This is a genomic window from Pseudomonas sp. MS01C9 (genome assembly GCF_058202755.1).
On sequence record NZ_CM177073.1, the window covers coordinates 1,573,105 to 1,593,161 of the forward strand.

Consider the following 20,057-nt stretch of genomic DNA (forward strand, 5'->3'; position numbering starts at 1 on the left):
GCATTGAACGAGGCGTCCTGGCGACGCCTTGTTCCTACCAGTAATTCTCCACTGCCACCTGGCCCGGCCGGCGGGTAAGGCTCAGTTGCAGCCCCCTGGCCTTGAGCAGCTTGCGCGTGTCGTCGATCATTTGCGGGTTGCCGCACAGCATGACCCGCGAATGCTCCGGGGTCAGCGCGACACCGGCGGCCCGCTCCAGCTCACCGTTTTCGATCAGCGTGGTAATACGCCCATTGAGCGTGCCCGGATGCTGCTCGCGGGTGACCGTCGCGATGAAACGAAACTTGTGCGCGTGCTCGGCCAGGTAATCGCGCCGAGCCAGCCCGTCGATCAGCTCCTGATACGCCAGCTCCCGCGCTTCGCGGACGCTGTACACCAGGACGATCCGCTCGAATCTTTCCCAGACCTCGAAATTCTGGAGAATCGAAAGAAACGGCGCGACCCCTGTTCCGGTGGACAACAGCCACAAGTCCCTGCCGTCCACAAAGCGGTCCAATGTCAGGTAGCCAAAGGCCTGGCGCTCCACCAGCAGGCTGTCACCCGGTTCCAGGCGGCTGAGTTCGCTGGTGAATTCACCGCCGGGAACGACAATGGAAAAAAATTCGAGAAACTCGTCGAACGGCGAAGAGACCATGGAATAGGCGCGCCAGACGGTGCTGCCATCCGCCTTGACGACTCCCAGCCGGGCGAATTGACCTGCCGTGAAACGGAAGCCACGATCCCGGGACGTCCGCAGGGTAAACAGATGAGGCGTCAATGGTCGCACCTCCAGCAAGGTCTGGCGGGTGAACTTCTCTGCGCTGTCGGTCATGAGCCACTCCAAAGGAACGAGAGGCCACAGTGTCCCGCAAAGTGAGCGCCGTAACCACCGACAGAGAGTAGTGGCATTTAGTCATAAACTCATTGCCAGCTCTTCAGCTCGTATACAGAAGTTATACAAATATACGAGCCTGTAACGGTAACAATTATTCAAAGTGTTTAATCCAACGTAGCTTCGTGTAAGCAACATTAAAAAATCTAACTACAAGTTAGGAAAAGTCCTACACTGTTCTTTCGCACCCCCAAGATTGGATCCACGCAGCTGAACGTCAACCCAGGAGAGTGTGATGGACAAGTGGAAGGACTTACAGTTGAGGAAGTTATCTTGCGAAAAAGACCTCCAGGCCGCCTATCGCCTGGTCTTGAATTTCTTTAACAATCAAGGATTTGAGTTTTGCGCATTTGCGGCCTATCTCGGCAGCCCCAGCAACCATACCACCAAGGTAAACCTGAATAACTATCCCTATGGATGGGACCGATTATATGAACAGAACGGGTATGCTTCGAACGATCCGATAGTGGCACACTGCAATCAATCACCCCTTCCAATCCTCTGGGATGAAAACCTCTTCGCCCAAGCGCCCAAGTTATGGCACGAACTTAACCGACAAGGCCTCAGGTACGGCTGGACTCAGTCCGTCCATGACGATCACGGTGTTTATTGCAGCCTGTTCAGTCTTGCCCGGACTCATTGTCCGATCGATATAGAGGAGCATTACGGGAATCTCGGCTACGCCATTTTCGCCAGTCAGCGGTTGCATGCACTGGCCAGTAAAAAAATGTCGGATGTCGCCGAAACCACGCATAAATGCCATTTATCGCCCAGGGAGATCGAAGTGCTCAGGTGGTCCGCCGAAGGAAAGACCGCGTCGGAAGTGGGCAGAATCCTGTGCCTTTCCGAACGCACCGTTAACTTTCATGTGTGCAGTTGCATGCGCAAACTGAACGTCAGCAACAAGATTTCAGCCGTCGCCAAGGCGGCCCACATTCATGTGATTTGAGAGCGAACCCACACCGTCAGCCTGAAAACCCACGAGTATTGCACAGCAAAAAAACGTACCATTCACGGCTCCACTTGAATGATGACGCGCCTAGCACGCGACGCAGTTCATTCAGGCGGTCCCGCTGCGAACACCTGCCCCAGGGCAGCGGGACATCCGTCGATTGCCAGAGTCCCCAGCCATGCCCCTGCTTGACAGCCCCTTCGCCCAGCTCGACCTGATCCGCCAGCCCGAACAGCAGAACGAACCGCTGCAGGCCTTCGATGCGGCCGATGAATATCTGCTCGCTCATCTGGCCGAGCAGCAACCGGCCACCAGTACCCGGGTCCTGGTGCTCAATGACGGTTTCGGTGCCCTGGCCGCCAGCCTGGCCGGCAAGGTCAATGTGATCAGCAGCAGCGACTCGTTCCTGGCCTTGCAGGCACTGGAAAAGAACCTGGTGCGCAATGGACGCGCTTTCGATGCGGTGCCTACATTGCCGGCCAGCGAACCATTGGTCGGGCCCTTCGACCGTGTCCTGATCAAAGTGCCGAAGACCCTGGCCCTGCTGGAAGAACAACTGATCCGCCTGCAAGGTCAGTTGGCGCCCGGCGCCCAGGTGATCGCCGCTGCCATGGTCAAGCACCTGCCTCGGGCCGCGGGTGATCTGCTGGAGCGCTACATCGGCCCGGTGCAGGCCTCGCTGGCGGTGAAGAAAGCCCGCTTGCTGATCGCCACGCCAGCCGACAGAGCGCCAGCGGTATCGCCCTACCCTACCCGCTACCTGCTGGAAGAACCGAAGATCGAACTGCTCAATCACGCCAACGTGTTCTGCCGGGAAGGATTGGACATCGGCACCCGGGCGTTCCTGCCGCATCTGCCGAAGAACCTGGGGGCCGCCCAAGTCGCGGACCTGGGATGCGGCAACGGCGTGTTGGCCATTGCCAGCGCCCTGCAGAACCCACAGGCCCACTACACCCTGGTGGATGAATCCTACATGGCCGTGCAATCGGCCGCCGAGAACTGGCGGGCGGCCCTGGGCGAGCGCGAGATGACCGTGCGGGCCGGTGACGGCCTGGCCGGGCAAGCTGCGCAGTCATTGGATGTGGTGCTGTGCAATCCACCCTTCCATCAACAACAGGTGGTGGGCGACTTCCTGGCCTGGCGGATGTTCCAGCAGGCTCGCGAGGCGTTGGTGGTCGGCGGCGCGCTGTACATCGTCGGCAACCGGCACCTGGGTTATCACAGCAAACTGGCGCGGCTGTTCCGGGGCGTCGAGCAAGTGGCCGCGACGCCGAAATTCGTCATTCTCAAAGCCCGCAAGTAGCGACCGCGGGATGCGAGCCCGACTCGCTCCCATCGGCGATCAATGGGTGGTCAGGCCGGCGGCGTTCATGAACATGCGCATCAGGCTGGCGACGATGAACAACGCCAGCACACTGCCCGCCCAGATCCCCACCAGCCAGCCAAGCCGCTGCCAGAGCGGCTTCTTTTCAGCGGCTTCGATGTCTTTGAGCTCTGGCTTGGCCATCCGCAACACCTCGCAGGTCAATCAATGGTAACCGTCATCATGGGTCACCTTGCCCCGGAACACGTAGTAGCTCCAGAAGGTGTACACCAGGATCAACGGAATGATGAACAGCGTCCCGACCAGCATGAACCCCTGGCTCTGGGGTGGTGAAGACGCATCCCAGATCGAAATGGAAGGCGGCACGATGTTCGGCCACAGGCTGATCCCCAGGCCGCTGTAGCCAAGGAAGATCAGCACGAGGGTCAGGATGAACGGTGTGTAGTTGGCGTTGCGGGCCACCGCCCGGAATAGCCCGTACATGGTTACCAGCACCAGGATCGGCACCGGCAGGAACCAGAACAGGTTCGGCAGGGTGAACCAGCGGGCCGCGATATCGGCGTGGGCCAACGGTGTCCAGATGCTGACGATACCGATCACCGCCAGCACCACGAACGCCAGCGGCCGGGCCAGGTCGTGCATCTGTTCCTGCAGCTTGCCTTCGGTCTTCATGATCAGCCAGGTGCAACCGAGCAAGGCATAGGCAGCGATCAGTGCCAGGCCGCAGAACACGGTGAACGGCGTGAACCAGTCCAGGGAGCCCCCGGCATACTGACGATTGACCACCTCGAAGCCGTCGATGAACGCGCCCAGCGCTACCCCCTGGAAGAAGGTGGCCGCCAGCGAGCCGCCGATGAAGGCCTTGTCCCAGAGGTGGCGCTTGTCGGCCTTGGCCTTGAAGCGGAACTCGAAGGCAACGCCCCGGAAGATCAGGCCGATGAGCATCAGGATCAACGGCAGGTACAACGCCGAGAGCACCACCGAATAAGCCAGCGGGAACGCCCCGAACAGACCGGCGCCGCCCAGCACCAGCCAGGTTTCGTTACCGTCCCAGACCGGCGCCACGGTGTTCATCATCACATCGCGGTCGCGCTCGCCCTTGATGAAGGGGAAGAGAATGCCGATCCCCAGGTCGAAGCCGTCCATGATCACGTACATCATGATGCCGAAGATGATGACCACGGCCCAGATCAGCGGAAGATCAATACCCATGACTCAATTCCCCTTGTTCGAGCGGTCGTTGTGGTCCACATCGTCGCCACCTTCGTTGGCGGCTGACAGTGGCCGGGCCGGGGTGCGTTTCTGGCCCGGGCCGCCATCGGTCGGCTCGGCTTCGTGGGCCACCGGGCCCTTGCGTACCAGACGCATCATGTAGCTCAGGCCGGCACCGAACAGCGCGAAGTACACCACCACGAACAGCACCAGGGTGATGCTCATCTGGGCGAAGCTGTGACCGGACGAAGCATCGGCCGTGCGCATCAGGCCGTAGACCACCCAGGGCTGGCGACCGATTTCGGTGGTGAACCAGCCCGCCAGGATCGCGATCAACCCGGACGGGCCCATCCACAGCACCATGTGCAGGAACGGTCGCGACTGATAGAGCCGGCCGCCACGACGCAGCCAGAGGCTGCACAGACCGGTGAAGATCATCAGCAGCCCCAGGCCCACCATGATCCGGAACGACCAGAACACAATGGTCGAATTCGGGCGATCCTCGGGCGGGAATTCCTTGAGGGCCGGCACCTGCTTGTCCAGGCTGTGGGTCAGGATCAAGCTGCCCAGGTAGGGAATCTCTACCGCGAACCTGGTCCGTTCTTCCTTCATGTCCGGCCAGCCGAACAGGATCAGCGGGGTTGGCTCATTGCCGACGTTCTCCCAGTGGCCTTCGATGGCCGCGATCTTCGCCGGTTGATGCTTGAGGGTGTTGAGCCCGTGGAAGTCACCGATGACCGCCTGGATTGGCGCCACCAGCAACGCCATCCACATCGCCATCGACAGCATGCGGCGGATGGCCGGGTTGTCGCGACCGCGCAGCAGGTGCCAGGCAGCCGAGGAGCCGACGAAGAATGCCGTGGCGACAAACGCCGCCGTAGACATGTGCAGCAAGCGGTAAGGGAATGACGGGTTGAACACCACCGCCAGCCAGTCCACCGGAATCACCCGGCCATCGACGATTTCGTACCCCTGCGGCGTCTGCATCCAACTGTTGGAGGACAGGATCCAGAAGGTGGAGATCAGCGTGCCGATCGCCACCATCACCGTGGAAAAGAAATGCAGGCCACGGCCGACGCGATTCCAGCCGAACAGCATCACGCCGAGGAAGCCCGCTTCGAGGAAGAATGCCGTGAGCACCTCGTAGGTCAGCAGCGGCCCGGTGACCGCACCGGCGAAGTCCGAGAACCGGCTCCAGTTGGTCCCGAACTGATACGCCATGACCAATCCGGACACCACGCCCATGCCGAAGTTGACGGCGAAGATCTTCGACCAGAAGTGGTACAAGTCACGATAGGTGTCGTCGCGGGTCTTGAGCCACAGCCCTTCGAGCACCGCCAGGTAACTCGCCAGGCCGATCGTGATGGCCGGGAACAGGATGTGGAACGAGATCGTGAATGCAAACTGGATCCGGGCGAGATCGAGCGCCTCCAAACCGAACATAAGTCTTCCTCTGTCAGGTAAAACCGGCTGCGGGTGGGGCCTGCATCACGGCCCCTCGGATATGGAGTGCGATGCCTTTCAAATCGTTCTTTTTAAAACCGTCACGACGCAGGTATCTGGCCAGATGGCCTCCAGGCCAACGCCTCGGAGCGGTGTTGATCTGGATCAAGCAATGCTCAAAGAGTAGTCGCATTATTGCCGATGAACGGCGTGGTCTTTTGTCGCGTGACAGGTTGTCTCAGTGCCCGATCAGAGCTGTGGGCATGGTGAAGTCCCTTGTGGCGAGAGGATTTATCCCCGCTGGGTTGCGAGAAAGCCCCCATCCATTTCAGCCAGTTGGCGAGTGCTAAGCACTCGAACGGGGATAAATCCCCTCGCCACGATAAATCCCCTCGCCCACAGAAAGCGGTGGCGTGTGGAAGATTGATGCTTGGCTAACTATTTTTTCCGGCAACCGCAACTTCCGGTTACAGCTTGGTGATAATCTCGATGCCCTCATCACCGGACCCGTCATAGATGCCCAGCCAAGCGCCCTTGCTGCTCCGTCACCATCGCCCCTTCATCGCCTTCTGGCTGGCCCGGATCTTCACTGCCAGCGGCTTCCAGATGCTCACCGTCGCCATTGGCTGGAACCTTTACCAACTGACCGGCAACGTCCTGGACCTTGGGCTTGTGGGCTTGGTGGAATTCGCGCCACGGGTGCTGTTCATGCTTCACACCGGTCATGTGGCGGACCGTTATGACCGACGCAAGGTCGCGGCGATCTGTCAGACAGTGCAGGCGATGATCGCCCTGGCACTGGTCATCGGCAGCGCCACCGACCAGGTCACCCGGGAAATGATCTTCATCCTCGCGTTCCTGCTGGGGGCCGCCCGCTCTTTCGAAATGCCGACCACCCAGGCGTTGCTGCCCAGCATCGTGCCTGCCGAGCTGTTCCCCCGTGCCGTGGCCGCCGCACAATCGGCCCAGCAATCGGCCACCATCGTCGCTCCGGCGCTGGGAGGCTTGCTCTACGCCTTTGGCAGTGTCTGGGTCTATGGGCCGACCGTGGTGCTTTACCTGATCGCCTGCTGCCTGATGCTCAACCTGCCCGCCCGCCAGACGCCATTGAACAAAGGCAAGGCCACCCTGGATTCATTGTTGGCCGGGATTCGCTTCATTCGCAGCCGCCCGGACATCCTCGGGGCCATCTCCCTGGACCTGTTCGCGGTGCTGCTGGGAGGCGCGACGGCCTTGTTGCCGGTGTTTGCCAAGGACATTCTGCTGACCGGCCCCTGGGGCCTGGGCCTGCTGCGCTCGGCGCCGGCGGTGGGCGCCTTGCTGATGTCGCTGTGGCTGGCGCGGTTCGCCGTGGAACGCAAGGTCGGCCGTGTGATGTTCACCGCCGTAGGCGTGTTCGGCGTGGCCACCATCGCATTCGGCCTCTCCACTTCCTTCTGGTTTTCCCTGGCGGTGCTGGTGGTCCTGGGCGCGGCGGACATGATCAGCATGGTGATCCGCGCCTCCTTCGTACAACTGGAAACCCCGGATGAAATGCGCGGCCGGGTCAGTGCGGTGAATGGCCTGTTCATCGGCGCCTCGAACCAGTTGGGCGAATTCGAGTCCGGTCTCACCGCCCACTGGTTCGGCACCGTGCCGGCAGTGGTCATGGGCGGGGTCGGCACGCTGCTGGTGACTGGCGTGTGGATCAAGCTGTTCCCGACCCTGGCCAACCGCGACCGGATGCACGAGCCGAAGGACTAGGCCCTGCGAAAAGTCGCCGGGCGGCGATCAGGCGAGCCGGTTTTAAACGCTGCATGATCGTCGCGCAGGCCTTTTGCGTATTGAGCCTAGAGCAGTTTGTCCAGCGTGATGGGAAAATCCCTCACCCGCTTGCCGGTGGCGTGATAGATCGCATTCGCCACGGCCGCCGCCACACCGACGATGCCGATTTCGCCAACGCCTTTGGAACCCAGTGCGTTGACGATTTCGTCGTGCTCATCGACGAACACCACGTCGATGTCGCCGATGTCGGCATTGACCGGCACGTGGTACTCGGCCAGGTTGTGGTTCATGTGCCGGCCCAGGGCATGATCGGTCAGGGTTTCTTCATGCATGGCCATGCCGACGCCCCACACCACGCCACCCAGGATCTGGCTGCGGGCGGTCTTCGGGTTGATCACCCGCCCGGCGGCGATGGCACTCACCACCCGGTTGACCTTGACCGTGCCCAGGTCTTCATCCACCAGCACCTCGACGAACACCGCCGAATGCGTCGCGGTGGCATAAGCCTGGCGTTTTTCATCCGGCTCGGCGCTGACCTGTGCCTGCAGCGGCGTCTCGCCACTGTCGCGCGCCAACTGCGCCAAGGACACGCTGGCTTCGCCCAGGCGAAGCTGGCCGTCGGCGAACGTCACTTGCTCGATTGTCGCGCCGCTGAAGTCCGGACAGGTTTGTCGGGCCACCGCCAGCAGCTTTTCCTTCAAGGCTGCGCACGCCTGTTGCACCGCGGTGCCCACCGACGAAACGGTGAACGAGCCACCCTGCAACGGCGCGGTCGGCAGTGAGGAGTCACCGAGGACAAAGGTGACATCTTCAAGGGAAACGCCTGACGTCTCTGCGGCAATCTGGGTCATGACCGTATAGGTGCCCGTACCGATATCCGTGGTGGCGCTGCTGACCGTCAATTTGCCCTCGGCGTCCAGGGATGCACGGGCACTGGCTTTCTGTTGCATCGCTTCCCAGACACCACTGGCCATGCCCCAGCCCACCAGTTGCCGGCCTTCGCGCATGCTGCGCGGCTCCGGATTGCGTTGGCCCCAGCCGAACCGGCGAGCGCCTTCGGCGTAGCACTCACGCAATTGCTTGCTGGAATACGGCTTGCCTTCGTTCTCGTTACGCTCGGCATAATTGATCAAGCGCAACTGGACCGGATCGATCGCCAGTGCACAAGCCAGTTCATCCATGGCGCACTCCAGGCCGATCAAACCCAGGGCCGCACCGGGAGCGCGCATGTCCAGTGGCGTGTAGACATCCAGTGGCGCCAGCTTGTAGGTCAACTGCACGTTGTCGCAGTGGTAGAGCATGCCGCTCCATTCCACCACGTGTTCGGTGAAGTCTTCGAAACGCGACGTCTGGCCGATGGCGGTGTGGGCCACTGCCAGCAAACGCCCGTTGGCCGCTGCGCCCAACTGCAGGCGCTGGAAGGTCCGTGGCCGGTAGCCAAAGGTGAACATCTGCTGGCGCGTCAGGCTGACCCGCACCGATCGCTTGAGCGCCAGCGCGGCCATCACCGCCAGGGGCAATTGATACTGGGGTCGCAATCCGGAGCCGAAAGCGCCACCGACAAAGGCGGCGAACACCCGCACCTGTTCTTTCTCCAGGCCGAAGACTTTCTGCACATAAGCCTGGCAGTTCTGCGTGCCCTGGGTCTTGTCGTGGATATGCAGGCTGCCGTCAGGCTGATACAGCACCGTGGAAGCATGGGGCTCCATCGGATTGTGATGCTCCACCGGGGTGCTGTAGGAGACATCCACACTGATGGCTGCACTCGCATATTCGCCCTGAAAATTCCCACGGGGCTTGGGCAGTTCGGCTGGCGCCGGATGGGCTTCGTTTTGCAGGATGGCCAGGTCGGTCTGATGCTCCTGGGCCTCGTATTCGATTTCAACGAGCGAACCGGCGTAGCGGGCCAGTTCCAGGTTTTGCGCGACCACCAGGGCCAAGGGTTGCCCGCTGTACAGGACCTGATCGTTGAACAGGGGCCGGAACGGCGAACCGTCCGCCGCATCGGCGTCCTGGTAGGGCTCGTCGTAGCTGGCGATCTTCGGGCGGTTGGTATGGTCGATCACCGCCACCACGCCGGGCAGCGCCAAGGCCCGGGACGCATCGATGCGCACCACCCGGCCGCGGGCGATCGTACCAGAGACGACGCTGCCATGCAGCAGGCCGTCCTCGGGGTATTCGCCAGCATAGCGGGCCTGCCCCGTGACCTTGAGCAAGCCGTCGACCCGGTCCAGCGGTTGCCCCATGGATCTGCTCGAAGTGTTCATCGGCTTTGCCCTCCCAATGCGGCGTCGCTCAGGGCCCGGACAACCGCCCGACGCGCCAGTCTGACCTTGAAGCCGTTATGTTCCAGCGGCTCGGCGTTTTGCAGCAGCGCATCGGCGGCGGCCGTGAAGGTCTCGCGACTCACGGCCTGGCCCCGCAGCCAATTCTCCACGGCACGGTCGCGCCAGGGCTTGTGGGCCACGCCTCCCAGCACCAGGCGCGCCTCGCGGATCATCGGTCCGTCCAACTCCAGCGCCACCGCTACCGAGACCAGGGCGAAGGCGTAGGAAGCACGGTCCCGGATCTTCAGATAATGGCTATGCCCGGCGAAACCGGCGGCGGGCAATTCGATCCCGGTGATCAGCTCATCGTCGGCCAACTGGTTATCCCGCTCCGGTGCCTCGCCGGGCAGGCGATGGAAATCGGCGAACTCGATGGTCCGCGCCCCGCCCCGGCCCAGGACATGCACCACCGCTTCCAGCGCGGCAAGGGCGACACACATGTCGGAGGGATGCGTCGCGACACATTGGTCACTGGCGCCGAAAATCGCGTGGATCCGGTTCAAGCCGTTCCGTGCCGGACAGCCGCTGCCGGGCTGGCGCTTGTTGCAGGGTGCGCCGGCGTCATAGAAGTAGTAGCAACGGGTGCGTTGCAACAGGTTGCCGCCGGTGCTCGCCATATTACGCAACTGGGGCGATGCGCCTGCCAGAATCGCCTGGGAGAGCAGTGGATAACGGCGCTTGATCCAAGGGTGCCAGGCCAGGTCGGCATTGCTGACCAAGGCACCGATCATCACCCCGCCGGAAGCGGTTTCGCTGAGGTCTGCCAGTGGCAGGCCAGTGATGTCGATCAGGTGTGCGGGGCGGGTGAGGTTTTCCTTCATCAGGTCCAGCAGGTTGGTGCCGCCGGCGATGAAGCGTGAGGTCGGGCTCGCCAGGTCGATGGCCGCCTGCACGGTGTCGGGCTTGCTGTACTGGAAAGGATTCATTGATCGTCCCTCTGGTTTTCCGGGCGGGGACAGAGCGGCAAGGCTTCTTCGATGGCGTCGCGGATGTTGTTGTAGGCGCCGCAGCGGCAAAGGTTGCCGCTCATCAGTTCGCTGATCTGCCCACGATTGCGCGCCCGGCCTTCGTTGGCCAGTCCCACCGCCGAACAGATCTGCCCCGGGGTGCAATAGCCGCACTGAAAGGCGTCATGTTCGATAAACGCTTGCTGCATGGGGTGCAGCAGGCCATTGCCGGCCAAGCCTTCGATGGTGGTCAGCTCGGCGCCATCGCACATCACCGCCAGGGTCAGGCAGGCGTTGATCCGCTTACCGTCGCGCAGCACGGTGCAGGCTCCACACTGGCCGTGGTCGCAGCCTTTCTTGCTGCCTACCAGGTCCAGCTGCTCGCGCAGCAGGTCCAGCAGCGTGGTCCAGGGCAAGACTTGCAGTTCACGCGCCTGGCCGTTGAGTACCAGGCGAATCGGATGATGGACGAAGGACGCCTGCGTCGCTTCGGACAGGGTCGCGCTCATGGGACACCTCACGGTTGGTCGTACACGCGGCGTTTTGGGAAACCGCCGTCATAAGGGGTACGACTTCAGCGAGAGGCAGAGCGTTCAAGGCGATTGCGAAGACCTGCAGGACTTGCCCGATGCCGGCCAGTCAGAGTGAACGTCGCTGTCCATGGTTTTTTGCGGCGAGGGGATTGAGCGAAACATCGCGCCCCGATCGAGTGCGCAGCGCTCGCCGATGTTGTTGCCAGCGACCCCGGGACCGCTTCGCAGCCCAGCGGATAAAACCCCTCGCCAGGAAAATTCTTCAGGCCAGCAACTCCGCCGCCACTACTGCCCGTACACCCTTGCCGCAAAGCTGTTCCACCAGCGTCAGGGCAAACGCCAGGGTGGCCGCCGAGCCCTGGGCGGTGATGCAGTTGCCGTCCACCACCACTGGTTGGTCGACAAAGGTGCATCCGGACAATTGCTGACTCACGGCGGGCAGACAGGTCATGCGGCGCTGGCGCAGCACACCGAACGCTTGCAGCGCCAGCGCCGGGGCTTCGGCGACGGCGGCGAAGAAACGCCCGGCGGCGGCCTGGTCCTTGACCAACTGCTGCAAAGGCTGGTGGGCCGCCAGGTGCTGGGCGCCGATGATGCCGCCAGGCAGCACGATCAGGTCGAAATCCTGCACCAGCATATCCACCAGCATGCCATCGGCAGTCAGTCGGGTACCGCGGGCGCAGGTGAGCATTCGCCGCCCTTCGATACTCGCCACGACCACTTCGACCTGGGCCCGACGCAACACATCGATCAGGGTGACCGCCTGCAGGTCGTCGACGCCTTCGGCGACGGCAATCAAGGCTCTGGGAATCCTGGTTCCAGGCATCATGGTGACTCTCCGCTGGGTGACTCTTGAAAGCCTAGTAGGCACTGCCAAAGGTGGCGATCTTTTGATCGGGCCCAGGGCCCTTGCAAGGAAATCGCAGCCTCGGCAGCCCTGCGCGGCCAGGCGAGATTACTTGATGTACAACTGGGTCGACAGGCGGTTGCCCGGTGCGTTGATCGAGGTGTTGCTGAAACTGAAGGTGCCCTCCTGCTTGTCCTTGAGGTCGAAGACGTACAGATAGCCGACCACCTTGGTGCTGGCGGTGCAATCGTTGAGATTGCCGTTGCTGTACGCGCATACCGGCGAGCGAGTGCCGTCGACCTCGAAGCCGTCCAGCGTGACATGGGGCTGATGGCCATAGCCGACCTCCAGCACGTAGACCTTGATGTTCGGCGCGCGATGGTCGCAACGGGTCTGGGCCTGTCCTTGCGAAATATCCTCGAAGCCACAGGCCGGCGATTCGACCTTGAGCACCTTGACCTCGCTCAAGGGCGCGGCCGACGCGGCATTGGCCGCCTGTGCGGGCCACCACAGGCCCAGTGTGCAAGCCATGGCAATCGCCAGGTTTGTTTTCATGCGATGCATAGAGATCTCCCGGAACCGCGGGCAGTATGGCCCACTTATTGCCTTGGCAAAACATCGGCGACGATCGCAGCCATAACGCCATCCTGCTGGTATGATGCGCGGCTTTTTCCGACCCGCAGCAAATTCACGGGCGCCATCGGCGACCTGTGCTTTGCTGTTGGGGTCGATACATTCACGGCGCCCGGCGCGCCACGGGGAGCAGACATGCTGGAAAGGCTGTTTCAACTCAAGGCACACAACACCAACGTGCGGACCGAGATCCTGGCGGGCGTCACGACCTTCCTGGCCATGGCCTACATCTTGTTCGTCAACCCGAGCATCCTCGGCGAGACCGGCATGGACAAGGGCGCGGTGTTCGTCGCCACCTGCCTGGCGGCGGCCATCGGCTCGACGGTCATGGGCCTGATCGCCAACTACCCGATCGCCCTGGCGCCGGGCATGGGGTTGAACGCCTTTTTTACCTATACAGTGGTCCTGCACATGGGCCATACCTGGCAGGTGGCGCTGGGCGCGGTCTTCGTTTCCGCCGTGCTGTTCTTCCTGCTGTCGATCTTTCGCATCCGCGAATGGATCATCAACAGCATCCCGCTGCCGCTGCGCTCGGCCATCGCCGCTGGTATCGGCCTGTTCCTGGCGCTGATCGCCCTGAACAACGCCGGCATCGTGGTCAAGAACCCGGCGACCATGGTCGGCCTCGGCGACTTGAAACAGCCCGCGCCGATCCTTGCCACCCTCGGTTTCATCCTGATCGTGGGCCTTGAGGCACTGAAAGTGCGCGGCGCGGTGCTGATCGGCATCCTGGCGGTGACCATCGTCTCGATCCTGATGGGTTTCACCCCGTTCGGCGGCATCGTTTCCGCTCCGCCGTCCCTGGCCCCGACCTTCCTGCAACTGGACATCAAGGGCGCCCTGGACATCGGCCTGGTCAGCGTGATCTTCGCCTTCCTCTTCGTCGACCTGTTCGACAACTCCGGTACCCTGATCGGCGTCGCCAAGCGCGCCGGGCTGATGGGCAAGGACGGGCACATGCCGAAGATGGGCCGTGCGCTGATCGCCGACAGCACCGCCGCCATGGCCGGTTCGCTGCTGGGCACCTCCACCACCACCAGCTACATCGAATCGGCGGCAGGCGTCAGCGCCGGCGGCCGCACCGGCCTGACCGCCATCGTCGTGGCGGTCCTGTTTCTGCTGGCACTGTTCTTCTCGCCGCTGGCCGCCAGCGTCCCGGCCTTCGCCACCGCGCCGGCCCTGCTGTTCGTGGCCGTGCTGATGACCTCCGGCCTGGCGGAAATCGACTGGGACGACATCACCGTTGCCGCACCGGTGGTGATCACCGCACTGGCGATGCCGTTCACCTATTCCATCGCCAATGGCATCGCCTTCGGTTTCATCGCCTGGACCGCCATCAAGCTGGTGTCCGGTCGTGGCCGTGAGTTGAACCCGGCGCTGGTCATCCTGTCGATTCTGTTCGTGATCAAGTTGGGTTGGTTCAACGCATGACTTTCGATTCCCAGGCCTACGCCGGCCAGCTCCAGGACAAGGTCGCTCGCTTGCGCGACCTGCTGGCTCCGTTCGATGCACCGCAGCCCGAGGTGTTCGACTCCCCCTTGCAGCATTTCCGCCTGCGGGCCGAGTTCCGCCTGTGGCGCGAAGCCGGCGAACGGCATTACGCGATGTTCTCCCAGGACGACAAGCGCACGCCGATCCTCATCGAGCAATTCCCCATCGCCAGCCTGCGCATCAACCAGTTGATGCCGCAACTCAAGGCCGCCTGGCAAGCCAGCGCACCGCTGAGCCATAAGCTGTTCCAGGTGGAGTTCCTGACGACCCTGGCCGGCGACGCGATGATCACCCTGTGCTATCACCGTCCCCTGGATGAACACTGGCACGCAGCCGCCTCGAAACTGGCCAGCGACCTGAGCGTGAGCATCATCGGTCGGTCCAAGGGCAAGCGGGAAGTGATCGGCCATGACTATGTGGTGGAAAAACTCGACGTGGCCGGCCGTACGTTCAGCTATCGCCAGCCAGAAGGTGCCTTCACCCAGCCCAACGGCACGGTGAACCAGAAAATGCTCAACTGGGCTTACGATGCACTGGGAGATCGCACCGACGATCTGCTGGAGTTGTACTGCGGCAACGGCAACTTCACCCTGCCCCTGGCGACCCGCGTGCGCAAGGTGCTGGCCACCGAGATCAGCAAGACTTCCGTGAACGCGGCATTGAGCAACCTCAGCGAAAACGCGGTGGATAACGTCACCCTGGTGCGCCTCTCGGCCGAGGAACTGACCGAAGCCCTGAACGAAGTCCGCCCGTTCCGCCGCTTGCAAGGCATCGACCTGAAAAACTACGAATTCGGCAGCGTCTTCGTCGACCCGCCCCGCGCCGGCATGGACCCGGACACCTGCGAACTGACCCGGCGGTTCGAGAACATCCTGTACATCTCCTGCAATCCGGAAACCCTCGCCGCCAATATCGCGCAACTGCACGACACCCATCGCATCGTGCGTTGTGCGTTGTTCGATCAATTTCCTTGGACCCATCATATGGAATCCGGGGTGTTGTTGACCCGACGGTAAGTCCTTCCTCTTGTGGTGAAGGACCACCCTGTGGCGAAGGGATTATCCCCGCTGGGCTGCGAAGCAGCCCCAAGCTCTTGAGTCCTGCAAAAGCTTGCGAGCGCTGCGCGCTCGAGCGGGGATAAATCCCCTCGCCACAATTTGCCCCCCGCCAAACCGGTAATGGCCTTTGTTCGATCATCGAACACTTAATGGCCGATGACGTCGGCTTTGTTTGACCAAATTAACCATCTAGTACAATTTATCTCCAGCGGCTGAAACCCGGCCGACGCCAACAATAAAAATGTGGAGAAATTGCGATGCCTCCGATCGTTCTGGTGCTCAACGGCCCGAACCTGAACCTGCTCGGCACCCGTGAGCCGGCTACCTACGGACACGAGACCCTGGCGGATATCTCGGCGTTGTGTGGGCGCACCGCTGACGAACTCGGCCTGGCGGTGGAGTTTCGCCAGACCAACCAGGAGAGCGAACTGCTGGACTGGATCCACGGCGCCCGCGGCCGCTGCGCCGGTATCGTCATCAACCCGGCGGCCTGGACCCACACCTCGGTCGCCATCCGCGACGCCTTGGTCGCCAGTGAAGTCCCGGTGATCGAAGTGCACCTGTCCAACGTCCATGCCCGGGAAGCCTTCCGGCATCACTCCTTCGTCTCATCGGTGGCCATCGGCGTGCTGTGTGGTTTCGGCAGCCAGGGCTATCGGATGGCCCTGGAACATTTCAGTCAGCGGTTGAAGGGGCAATGAGCATGTCGAACACCACCGTACTGGCCGGCCTGATCGGTGCGGGCATCCAGGCTTCCCGCACGCCGGCCCTTCATGAGCGCGAAGGCGACGCACAGGGCATGCGCTACCTGTATCGCCTGATCGACCTCGATGCGTTGAAACTCGACAGCGGCGCCCTGCCTGACCTGCTGACGGCGGCCGAACGCATGAGCTTTACCGGTTTGAACATCACCTTTCCCTGCAAACAGGCCATTATCCCGCTGCTGGATGAGCTGTCTTGCGAGGCCCGGGGTATCGGCGCCGTGAATACGGTGGTGCTCAAGGATGGCAAGCGCATCGGGCACAACACTGATTGCCTCGGGTTCGCCGAAGGATTTCGCCGCGGCTTGAACGATGTTTCGCGTCGACGCGTGGTACAGATGGGCGCCGGTGGCGCCGGTGCGGCTGTCGCCCATGCGTTGTTGGCCGAAGGCGTACAGACATTGAGCCTCTTCGATGTGGACGCCAGCCGTGCCGAAGCCCTGGCGAACAACCTGAACCAGCACTTCGGCGCTGATCGAGCCCGGGTCGGCCACGATCTGGCCAGCGCCATGGCCGAGGCGGATGGCCTGGTGAATACCACCCCCATGGGCATGGCGAAGCTGCCCGGCACGCCGGTGCCGGCCGGTTTGCTGAGGGGCGATCTGTGGGTCGCGGAAATCGTCTACTTCCCGCTGGAAACCGAACTGCTGCGCAACGCCCGCGCCCTGGGCTGCCGCACCCTGGATGGTGGCAGCATGGCGGTGTTCCAGGCGGTCAAGGCATTCGAACTGTTCAGTGGCGTGGCCCCGGATGCGCAGCGGATGCTGGAGCACTTCCAAAGCATGAATCACTAAAGCCTGGTGATAATTGCTTGTGGAAATTAGTTGTGGAAGCGAGCTCGCGATGAGGGTGTGCTGGCCGCAATCAGTGTGGCTAGATCGACCGCTATCGCGAGCAAGCTCGCTCCCACACAAGCTCGCTTCCAGAAGAGGTCAGGGTTGCAGGTAGCGCAACACCGACTCGCAGACCATCTCGCGATGCCGCTGCTTGATCCTCTCGTCCGACAGATCGATCTGGAAGATCTCGCCAAAGGTCTGGCGGTTGGACACCCGGTAAAAGCAGAACGAACTGATCAGCAGGTGCACATCCAGCGGCTGGAGACCGGCGCGGAACACACCCTCTTCCGCGCCCCGGCGCAGGATCACACCCAGGGAGTCGAGGATCGTGCTGGTCATCGCCTTGATCGCGCCTGACTGTTTCACGTATTCGGCGTTATGGATGTTCTCGATGCAGACGATGCGCACGAAATCCACATTGCGATCATGGTGGTCGAAGGTGAACTCCACCAGGCGCCGGATCGCGTCGACCGGTGCCAGCTCCGCCAGGTGCAGGCGGCTCTCGGTATTACGGATGTCGCCGTAGAGTTTTTCCAGCACCTCGACATACAACTGCTCCTTGCTGCCGAAGTAGTAGTAGATCATGCGCTTGGAAGTGTGGATGCGCTCGGCGATGGCGTCGACCCGGGCACCAGCCAGGCCTTGCTGGACGAACTCGACGATGGCTTCCTGGAGAATGTTCTCCCGGGTTTTCTCCGGGTTGTTCTTGCGACTCTTGCGCGGCACGACGACAGGCTCGTCGAGTCCAGCGGGAAGTTCTGAATTCATAGTCATTGCGGGCTCACGGCCATCACTGCACAGGCTGGCGATTATGGGCCGCTCCGTGCAGTGAAGGAAGCCACGGGGTCGCCGTTTACCGTCGCGGTTACGATTTACCTACAACTTGGCGTGCCGCAAACCGCCGCTGCGGGACTTGGCCATGGCCGCCAGCCGCACCGCGACATTGGCCGCACCGTAGCCGGTATAGCCGTTCTTGCGCTGGATGATCTCAAAGAAGAAGCGTCCCTCGAACGGCTCGGTGTAGACGTGGAACAACTCGCCTCCCTGGGCATCACGGTCATACAACACGTTGAAATACGCCAGCTCGCTGAGAAACTCGTCATCGAAATCGAACCGTGCCGCCAGGTCGTCGTAATAGTTGAGGGGAATATCCAGCAGCGGCACGCCAGCTTCCTTGGCACGACTGACCTGGGCAAAGATGTCGTCGCAGTCGAAGGCGATGTGATGCACCCCGGAACCGCGATAACTCGACAGCGCATGTGAGATCGCCGTGTTGCGGTTCTCGGAAATGTTCAGCGGCAAGCGAATCGAACTGCAGCGACTGCGCAGGGCCCGGCTCTTCACCAGGCCATAGGGGTCAGGCAGCACCACTTCGTCGTCCGCCTCGAAATCCAGCAGGCTCTTGTAGAACAGCACCCAACTGTCAAGGCTGTCCGCCGGCAACGCCATGGCCATGTGGTCGATACGCTTGAGCCCGGCCCCGATGACCGCGCCGGGTTGCAGGTTGAAATCGGTGGCATAGACATCCGTTCCCCGATCCACCAGGTAGATCAGGCTGCCATCCGGCGCCCGCACCGCCGCCAGTTCCAGCTCGTTGGGCCCCACCAACCCGCGATAGGGCTGGCCTTTGTAGGCCACCGCCCGGGCCAGGGCGCTGGCGCTGCTGTCGACCCGCAGGGCGGTGGCGCACAGCGAGGGGCCGTGGGCTTCGAAAAAGCTGTGGGCAAAGGAATAGGGTTCGCAGTTGAGGATCAGGTTGATATCGCCCTGGCGCAACAGGCTGACGTTCTTGGAGCGATGCTGGCCGGCCTTGACGAAGCCCAGCCGTTCCAACCAGTGAGCCAGCTTGGCCCCAAGGGCGTCGTCCACGGCGAACTCGAGGAATTCGATGCCGTTGTAGTCACTGGCCGGCGGCGTGGCGAAGAGAATATCGGTATTGCTCGCGGGCGCGGCTTCTTCAGCCAGGCGCTGGCGGGTCTTCTCTTCCAGGTACAACAATGAGCGCAAGCCATCGGCGGCATTGGCCCGTGGCGGCGCGGCGCGAAAGCCGTCGTTGAAGATCTCCAGGGACAGCGGTCCGGTGTAGCCACTCTTGATGATCGGCGCCAGGAAGCCCGGCAAGTCGAACTCGCCCTGCCCCGGGAAGCAGCGGAAATGCCGACTCCATTCCAGGACATCCATCGCCAGGATCGGCGCGTCGGCCATCTGTACGAAGAAAATCCTGTCGCCAGGAATCTCGGCGATCGCCCGCGGATCGCCCTTGAGAGACAGCGTGTGGAAACTGTCCAGCAGCACGCCAAGGCTGGGGTGATCGGCCTGGCGCACGATGTTCCAGACCTGTTGATAAGTATTCACGTGCCGGCCCCAGGCCAGCGCTTCGTAGCCGATGCGCAAACCCCGTGCGCCGGCCCGTTCGGCCAGCAAGCGCAGGTCATCGATCAGAATCCGCTCATCGCCGACACTGTCGGCCGAGGCGTTGCTGCACACCAGCACCAGATCGGTGCCCAATTCCTGCATCAGGTCGAACTTGCGCTCGGCTCGTTCCAGGTTGCGCGCCAGGCGATCGCGACGGCAGCCTTCGAAATCACGGAACGGCTGGAACAAGGTAATGGCGATGCCGAGGTCGGCGCACATCTGCCGGATTTCCCGAGGACTGCCATCGTAATAGAGAAGGTCGTTCTCGAAGATTTCCACCCCGTCGAAACCGGCGGCGGCGATGGCCTCGAGTTTTTCCGGCAGGGTACCGCTCAGGGAAACGGTGGCAATGGAACGCTGCATGGCTTGGGCTCCCGGACAGGCATGGGCGACAGAATGCGCCGCTTGGAACAGCGCTCGTGGCGCCTTTTTAGTGTGCCGATTATTGGACGCCCCCCTTCATTCGGCAATTCAATACGTACCATTCAGTTAGTTTTATGTGCGATTATCGAACGAAATGCCGATCACCGAATTGACGATTTTTTGTCCACTGCGCACCATCGGCCCCACGTCGATGCCGGCCAGACCGTCGGAATCAACGGTCAATACGTTCACCCATAAGAATTTCAAAAACGGGTACATG

At 62.0% G+C, this 20,057-nt stretch carries 19 protein-coding genes; 7 read left to right on the forward strand and 12 right to left on the reverse strand.

The annotated features are described in order from the left end of the window. Window positions 1-34 precede the first annotated feature (34 nt). Complete coding sequence (locus AC1M7R_RS07265; RefSeq protein WP_123595250.1) at window positions 35-811, reverse strand: ferredoxin--NADP reductase; 777 nt, start codon at window positions 809-811, stop codon at window positions 35-37. A 295-nt stretch (window positions 812-1,106) separates the two neighbouring features. Between AC1M7R_RS07265 and AC1M7R_RS07270 the strand changes: the two genes are divergently transcribed. Then, window positions 1,107-1,820 (forward strand): autoinducer binding domain-containing protein, encoded by a 714-nt coding sequence (locus AC1M7R_RS07270; RefSeq protein ID WP_072396050.1) that lies wholly within the window; start codon window positions 1,107-1,109, stop codon window positions 1,818-1,820. Window positions 1,821-2,001: 181 nt separating this feature from the next. Next, a complete protein-coding gene (locus tag AC1M7R_RS07275; RefSeq protein ID WP_165887265.1) occupies window positions 2,002-3,126 on the forward strand; it encodes a methyltransferase in 1,125 nt (374 codons plus the stop codon). Window positions 3,127-3,165: 39 nt separating this feature from the next. Here the strand turns inward: AC1M7R_RS07275 and AC1M7R_RS07280 are convergent, their stop codons facing one another. Genes AC1M7R_RS07280 through AC1M7R_RS07290 form a run of 3 tightly spaced genes read right to left on the reverse strand, consistent with a single transcriptional unit; the run spans window position 3,166 to window position 5,802 of the window. Further along, the gene (locus AC1M7R_RS07280) at window positions 3,166-3,330 is read right to left on the reverse strand and encodes a DUF2474 domain-containing protein (protein ID WP_072396102.1); all 165 of its coding nucleotides are present in this window, start codon (window positions 3,328-3,330) and stop codon (window positions 3,166-3,168) included. A gap of 21 nt (window positions 3,331-3,351) precedes the next feature. After that, window positions 3,352-4,359, reverse strand: a complete 1,008-nt coding sequence (gene cydB / locus AC1M7R_RS07285) for a cytochrome d ubiquinol oxidase subunit II (RefSeq protein WP_053151661.1) — start codon at window positions 4,357-4,359, stop codon at window positions 3,352-3,354. Between the two features lie 3 nt (window positions 4,360-4,362). Further along, on the reverse strand, window positions 4,363-5,802 hold the full coding sequence (locus tag AC1M7R_RS07290) for a cytochrome ubiquinol oxidase subunit I (RefSeq protein ID WP_072396036.1): 1,440 nt from the start codon (window positions 5,800-5,802) through the stop codon (window positions 4,363-4,365). Between the two features lie 516 nt (window positions 5,803-6,318). Between AC1M7R_RS07290 and AC1M7R_RS07295 the strand changes: the two genes are divergently transcribed. Next, window positions 6,319-7,545, forward strand: a complete 1,227-nt coding sequence (locus AC1M7R_RS07295; RefSeq protein ID WP_072396025.1) for an MFS transporter — start codon at window positions 6,319-6,321, stop codon at window positions 7,543-7,545. 86 nt (window positions 7,546-7,631) lie between these two features. On the opposite strand, the gene AC1M7R_RS07300 is transcribed toward AC1M7R_RS07295, so the two are convergent. The 5 genes from AC1M7R_RS07300 to AC1M7R_RS07320 all read right to left on the reverse strand — a co-directional run bounded on the left by AC1M7R_RS07300 (window position 7,632) and on the right by AC1M7R_RS07320 (window position 12,775). Beyond that, window positions 7,632-9,833 carry a xanthine dehydrogenase family protein molybdopterin-binding subunit gene (locus tag AC1M7R_RS07300; protein WP_490610319.1) on the reverse strand — a complete coding sequence of 734 codons (2,202 nt, stop codon included), beginning with the start codon at window positions 9,831-9,833 and terminating at the stop codon, window positions 7,632-7,634. Next, entirely contained in the window at window positions 9,830-10,819 is a 990-nt protein-coding gene (locus AC1M7R_RS07305) for an FAD binding domain-containing protein (RefSeq protein ID WP_490610320.1), read from the reverse strand. Before AC1M7R_RS07305 ends, AC1M7R_RS07300 begins: the two co-directional genes overlap by 4 nt. Beyond that, the gene (locus tag AC1M7R_RS07310) at window positions 10,816-11,349 is read right to left on the reverse strand and encodes a (2Fe-2S)-binding protein (protein WP_072396019.1); all 534 of its coding nucleotides are present in this window, start codon (window positions 11,347-11,349) and stop codon (window positions 10,816-10,818) included. Before AC1M7R_RS07310 ends, AC1M7R_RS07305 begins: the two co-directional genes overlap by 4 nt. A gap of 286 nt (window positions 11,350-11,635) precedes the next feature. Further along, window positions 11,636-12,202, reverse strand: a complete 567-nt coding sequence (locus tag AC1M7R_RS07315; protein ID WP_072396017.1) for a DJ-1 family glyoxalase III — start codon at window positions 12,200-12,202, stop codon at window positions 11,636-11,638. Between the two features lie 126 nt (window positions 12,203-12,328). Next, entirely contained in the window at window positions 12,329-12,775 is a 447-nt protein-coding gene (locus tag AC1M7R_RS07320; protein ID WP_072396100.1) for a DUF4879 domain-containing protein, read from the reverse strand. A 213-nt stretch (window positions 12,776-12,988) separates the two neighbouring features. Between AC1M7R_RS07320 and AC1M7R_RS07325 the strand changes: the two genes are divergently transcribed. From AC1M7R_RS07325 to AC1M7R_RS07340, 4 genes are all read left to right on the forward strand, one after another. Further along, window positions 12,989-14,284, forward strand: a complete 1,296-nt coding sequence (locus tag AC1M7R_RS07325; RefSeq protein WP_072396015.1) for an NCS2 family permease — start codon at window positions 12,989-12,991, stop codon at window positions 14,282-14,284. Further along, window positions 14,281-15,360 carry a tRNA (uridine(54)-C5)-methyltransferase TrmA gene (gene trmA, locus AC1M7R_RS07330; RefSeq protein WP_490610321.1) on the forward strand — a complete coding sequence of 360 codons (1,080 nt, stop codon included), beginning with the start codon at window positions 14,281-14,283 and terminating at the stop codon, window positions 15,358-15,360. Before AC1M7R_RS07325 ends, trmA begins: the two co-directional genes overlap by 4 nt. Before the next feature lie 299 nt (window positions 15,361-15,659). Continuing rightward, window positions 15,660-16,103 carry a type II 3-dehydroquinate dehydratase gene (gene aroQ / locus AC1M7R_RS07335; RefSeq protein ID WP_072396011.1) on the forward strand — a complete coding sequence of 148 codons (444 nt, stop codon included), beginning with the start codon at window positions 15,660-15,662 and terminating at the stop codon, window positions 16,101-16,103. A gap of 2 nt (window positions 16,104-16,105) precedes the next feature. Next, window positions 16,106-16,957: a shikimate dehydrogenase gene (locus AC1M7R_RS07340; RefSeq protein WP_490610322.1), complete on the forward strand. Its 852-nt coding sequence runs from the start codon at window positions 16,106-16,108 to the stop codon at window positions 16,955-16,957. Window positions 16,958-17,095: 138 nt separating this feature from the next. On the opposite strand, the gene AC1M7R_RS07345 is transcribed toward AC1M7R_RS07340, so the two are convergent. The 3 genes from AC1M7R_RS07345 to AC1M7R_RS07355 all read right to left on the reverse strand — a co-directional run bounded on the left by AC1M7R_RS07345 (window position 17,096) and on the right by AC1M7R_RS07355 (window position 20,056). Continuing rightward, the gene (locus AC1M7R_RS07345) at window positions 17,096-17,773 is read right to left on the reverse strand and encodes a TetR/AcrR family transcriptional regulator (protein WP_072395999.1); all 678 of its coding nucleotides are present in this window, start codon (window positions 17,771-17,773) and stop codon (window positions 17,096-17,098) included. A 102-nt stretch (window positions 17,774-17,875) separates the two neighbouring features. Beyond that, window positions 17,876-19,777, reverse strand: coding sequence for a 3-dehydroshikimate dehydratase QuiC (gene quiC, locus AC1M7R_RS07350; RefSeq protein WP_072395997.1), 1,902 nt, complete (start codon window positions 19,775-19,777; stop codon window positions 17,876-17,878). Between the two features lie 132 nt (window positions 19,778-19,909). Next, window positions 19,910-20,056: a hypothetical protein gene (locus AC1M7R_RS07355; protein WP_156682195.1), complete on the reverse strand. Its 147-nt coding sequence runs from the start codon at window positions 20,054-20,056 to the stop codon at window positions 19,910-19,912. Between the last annotated feature and the right edge of the window lies 1 nt (window position 20,057).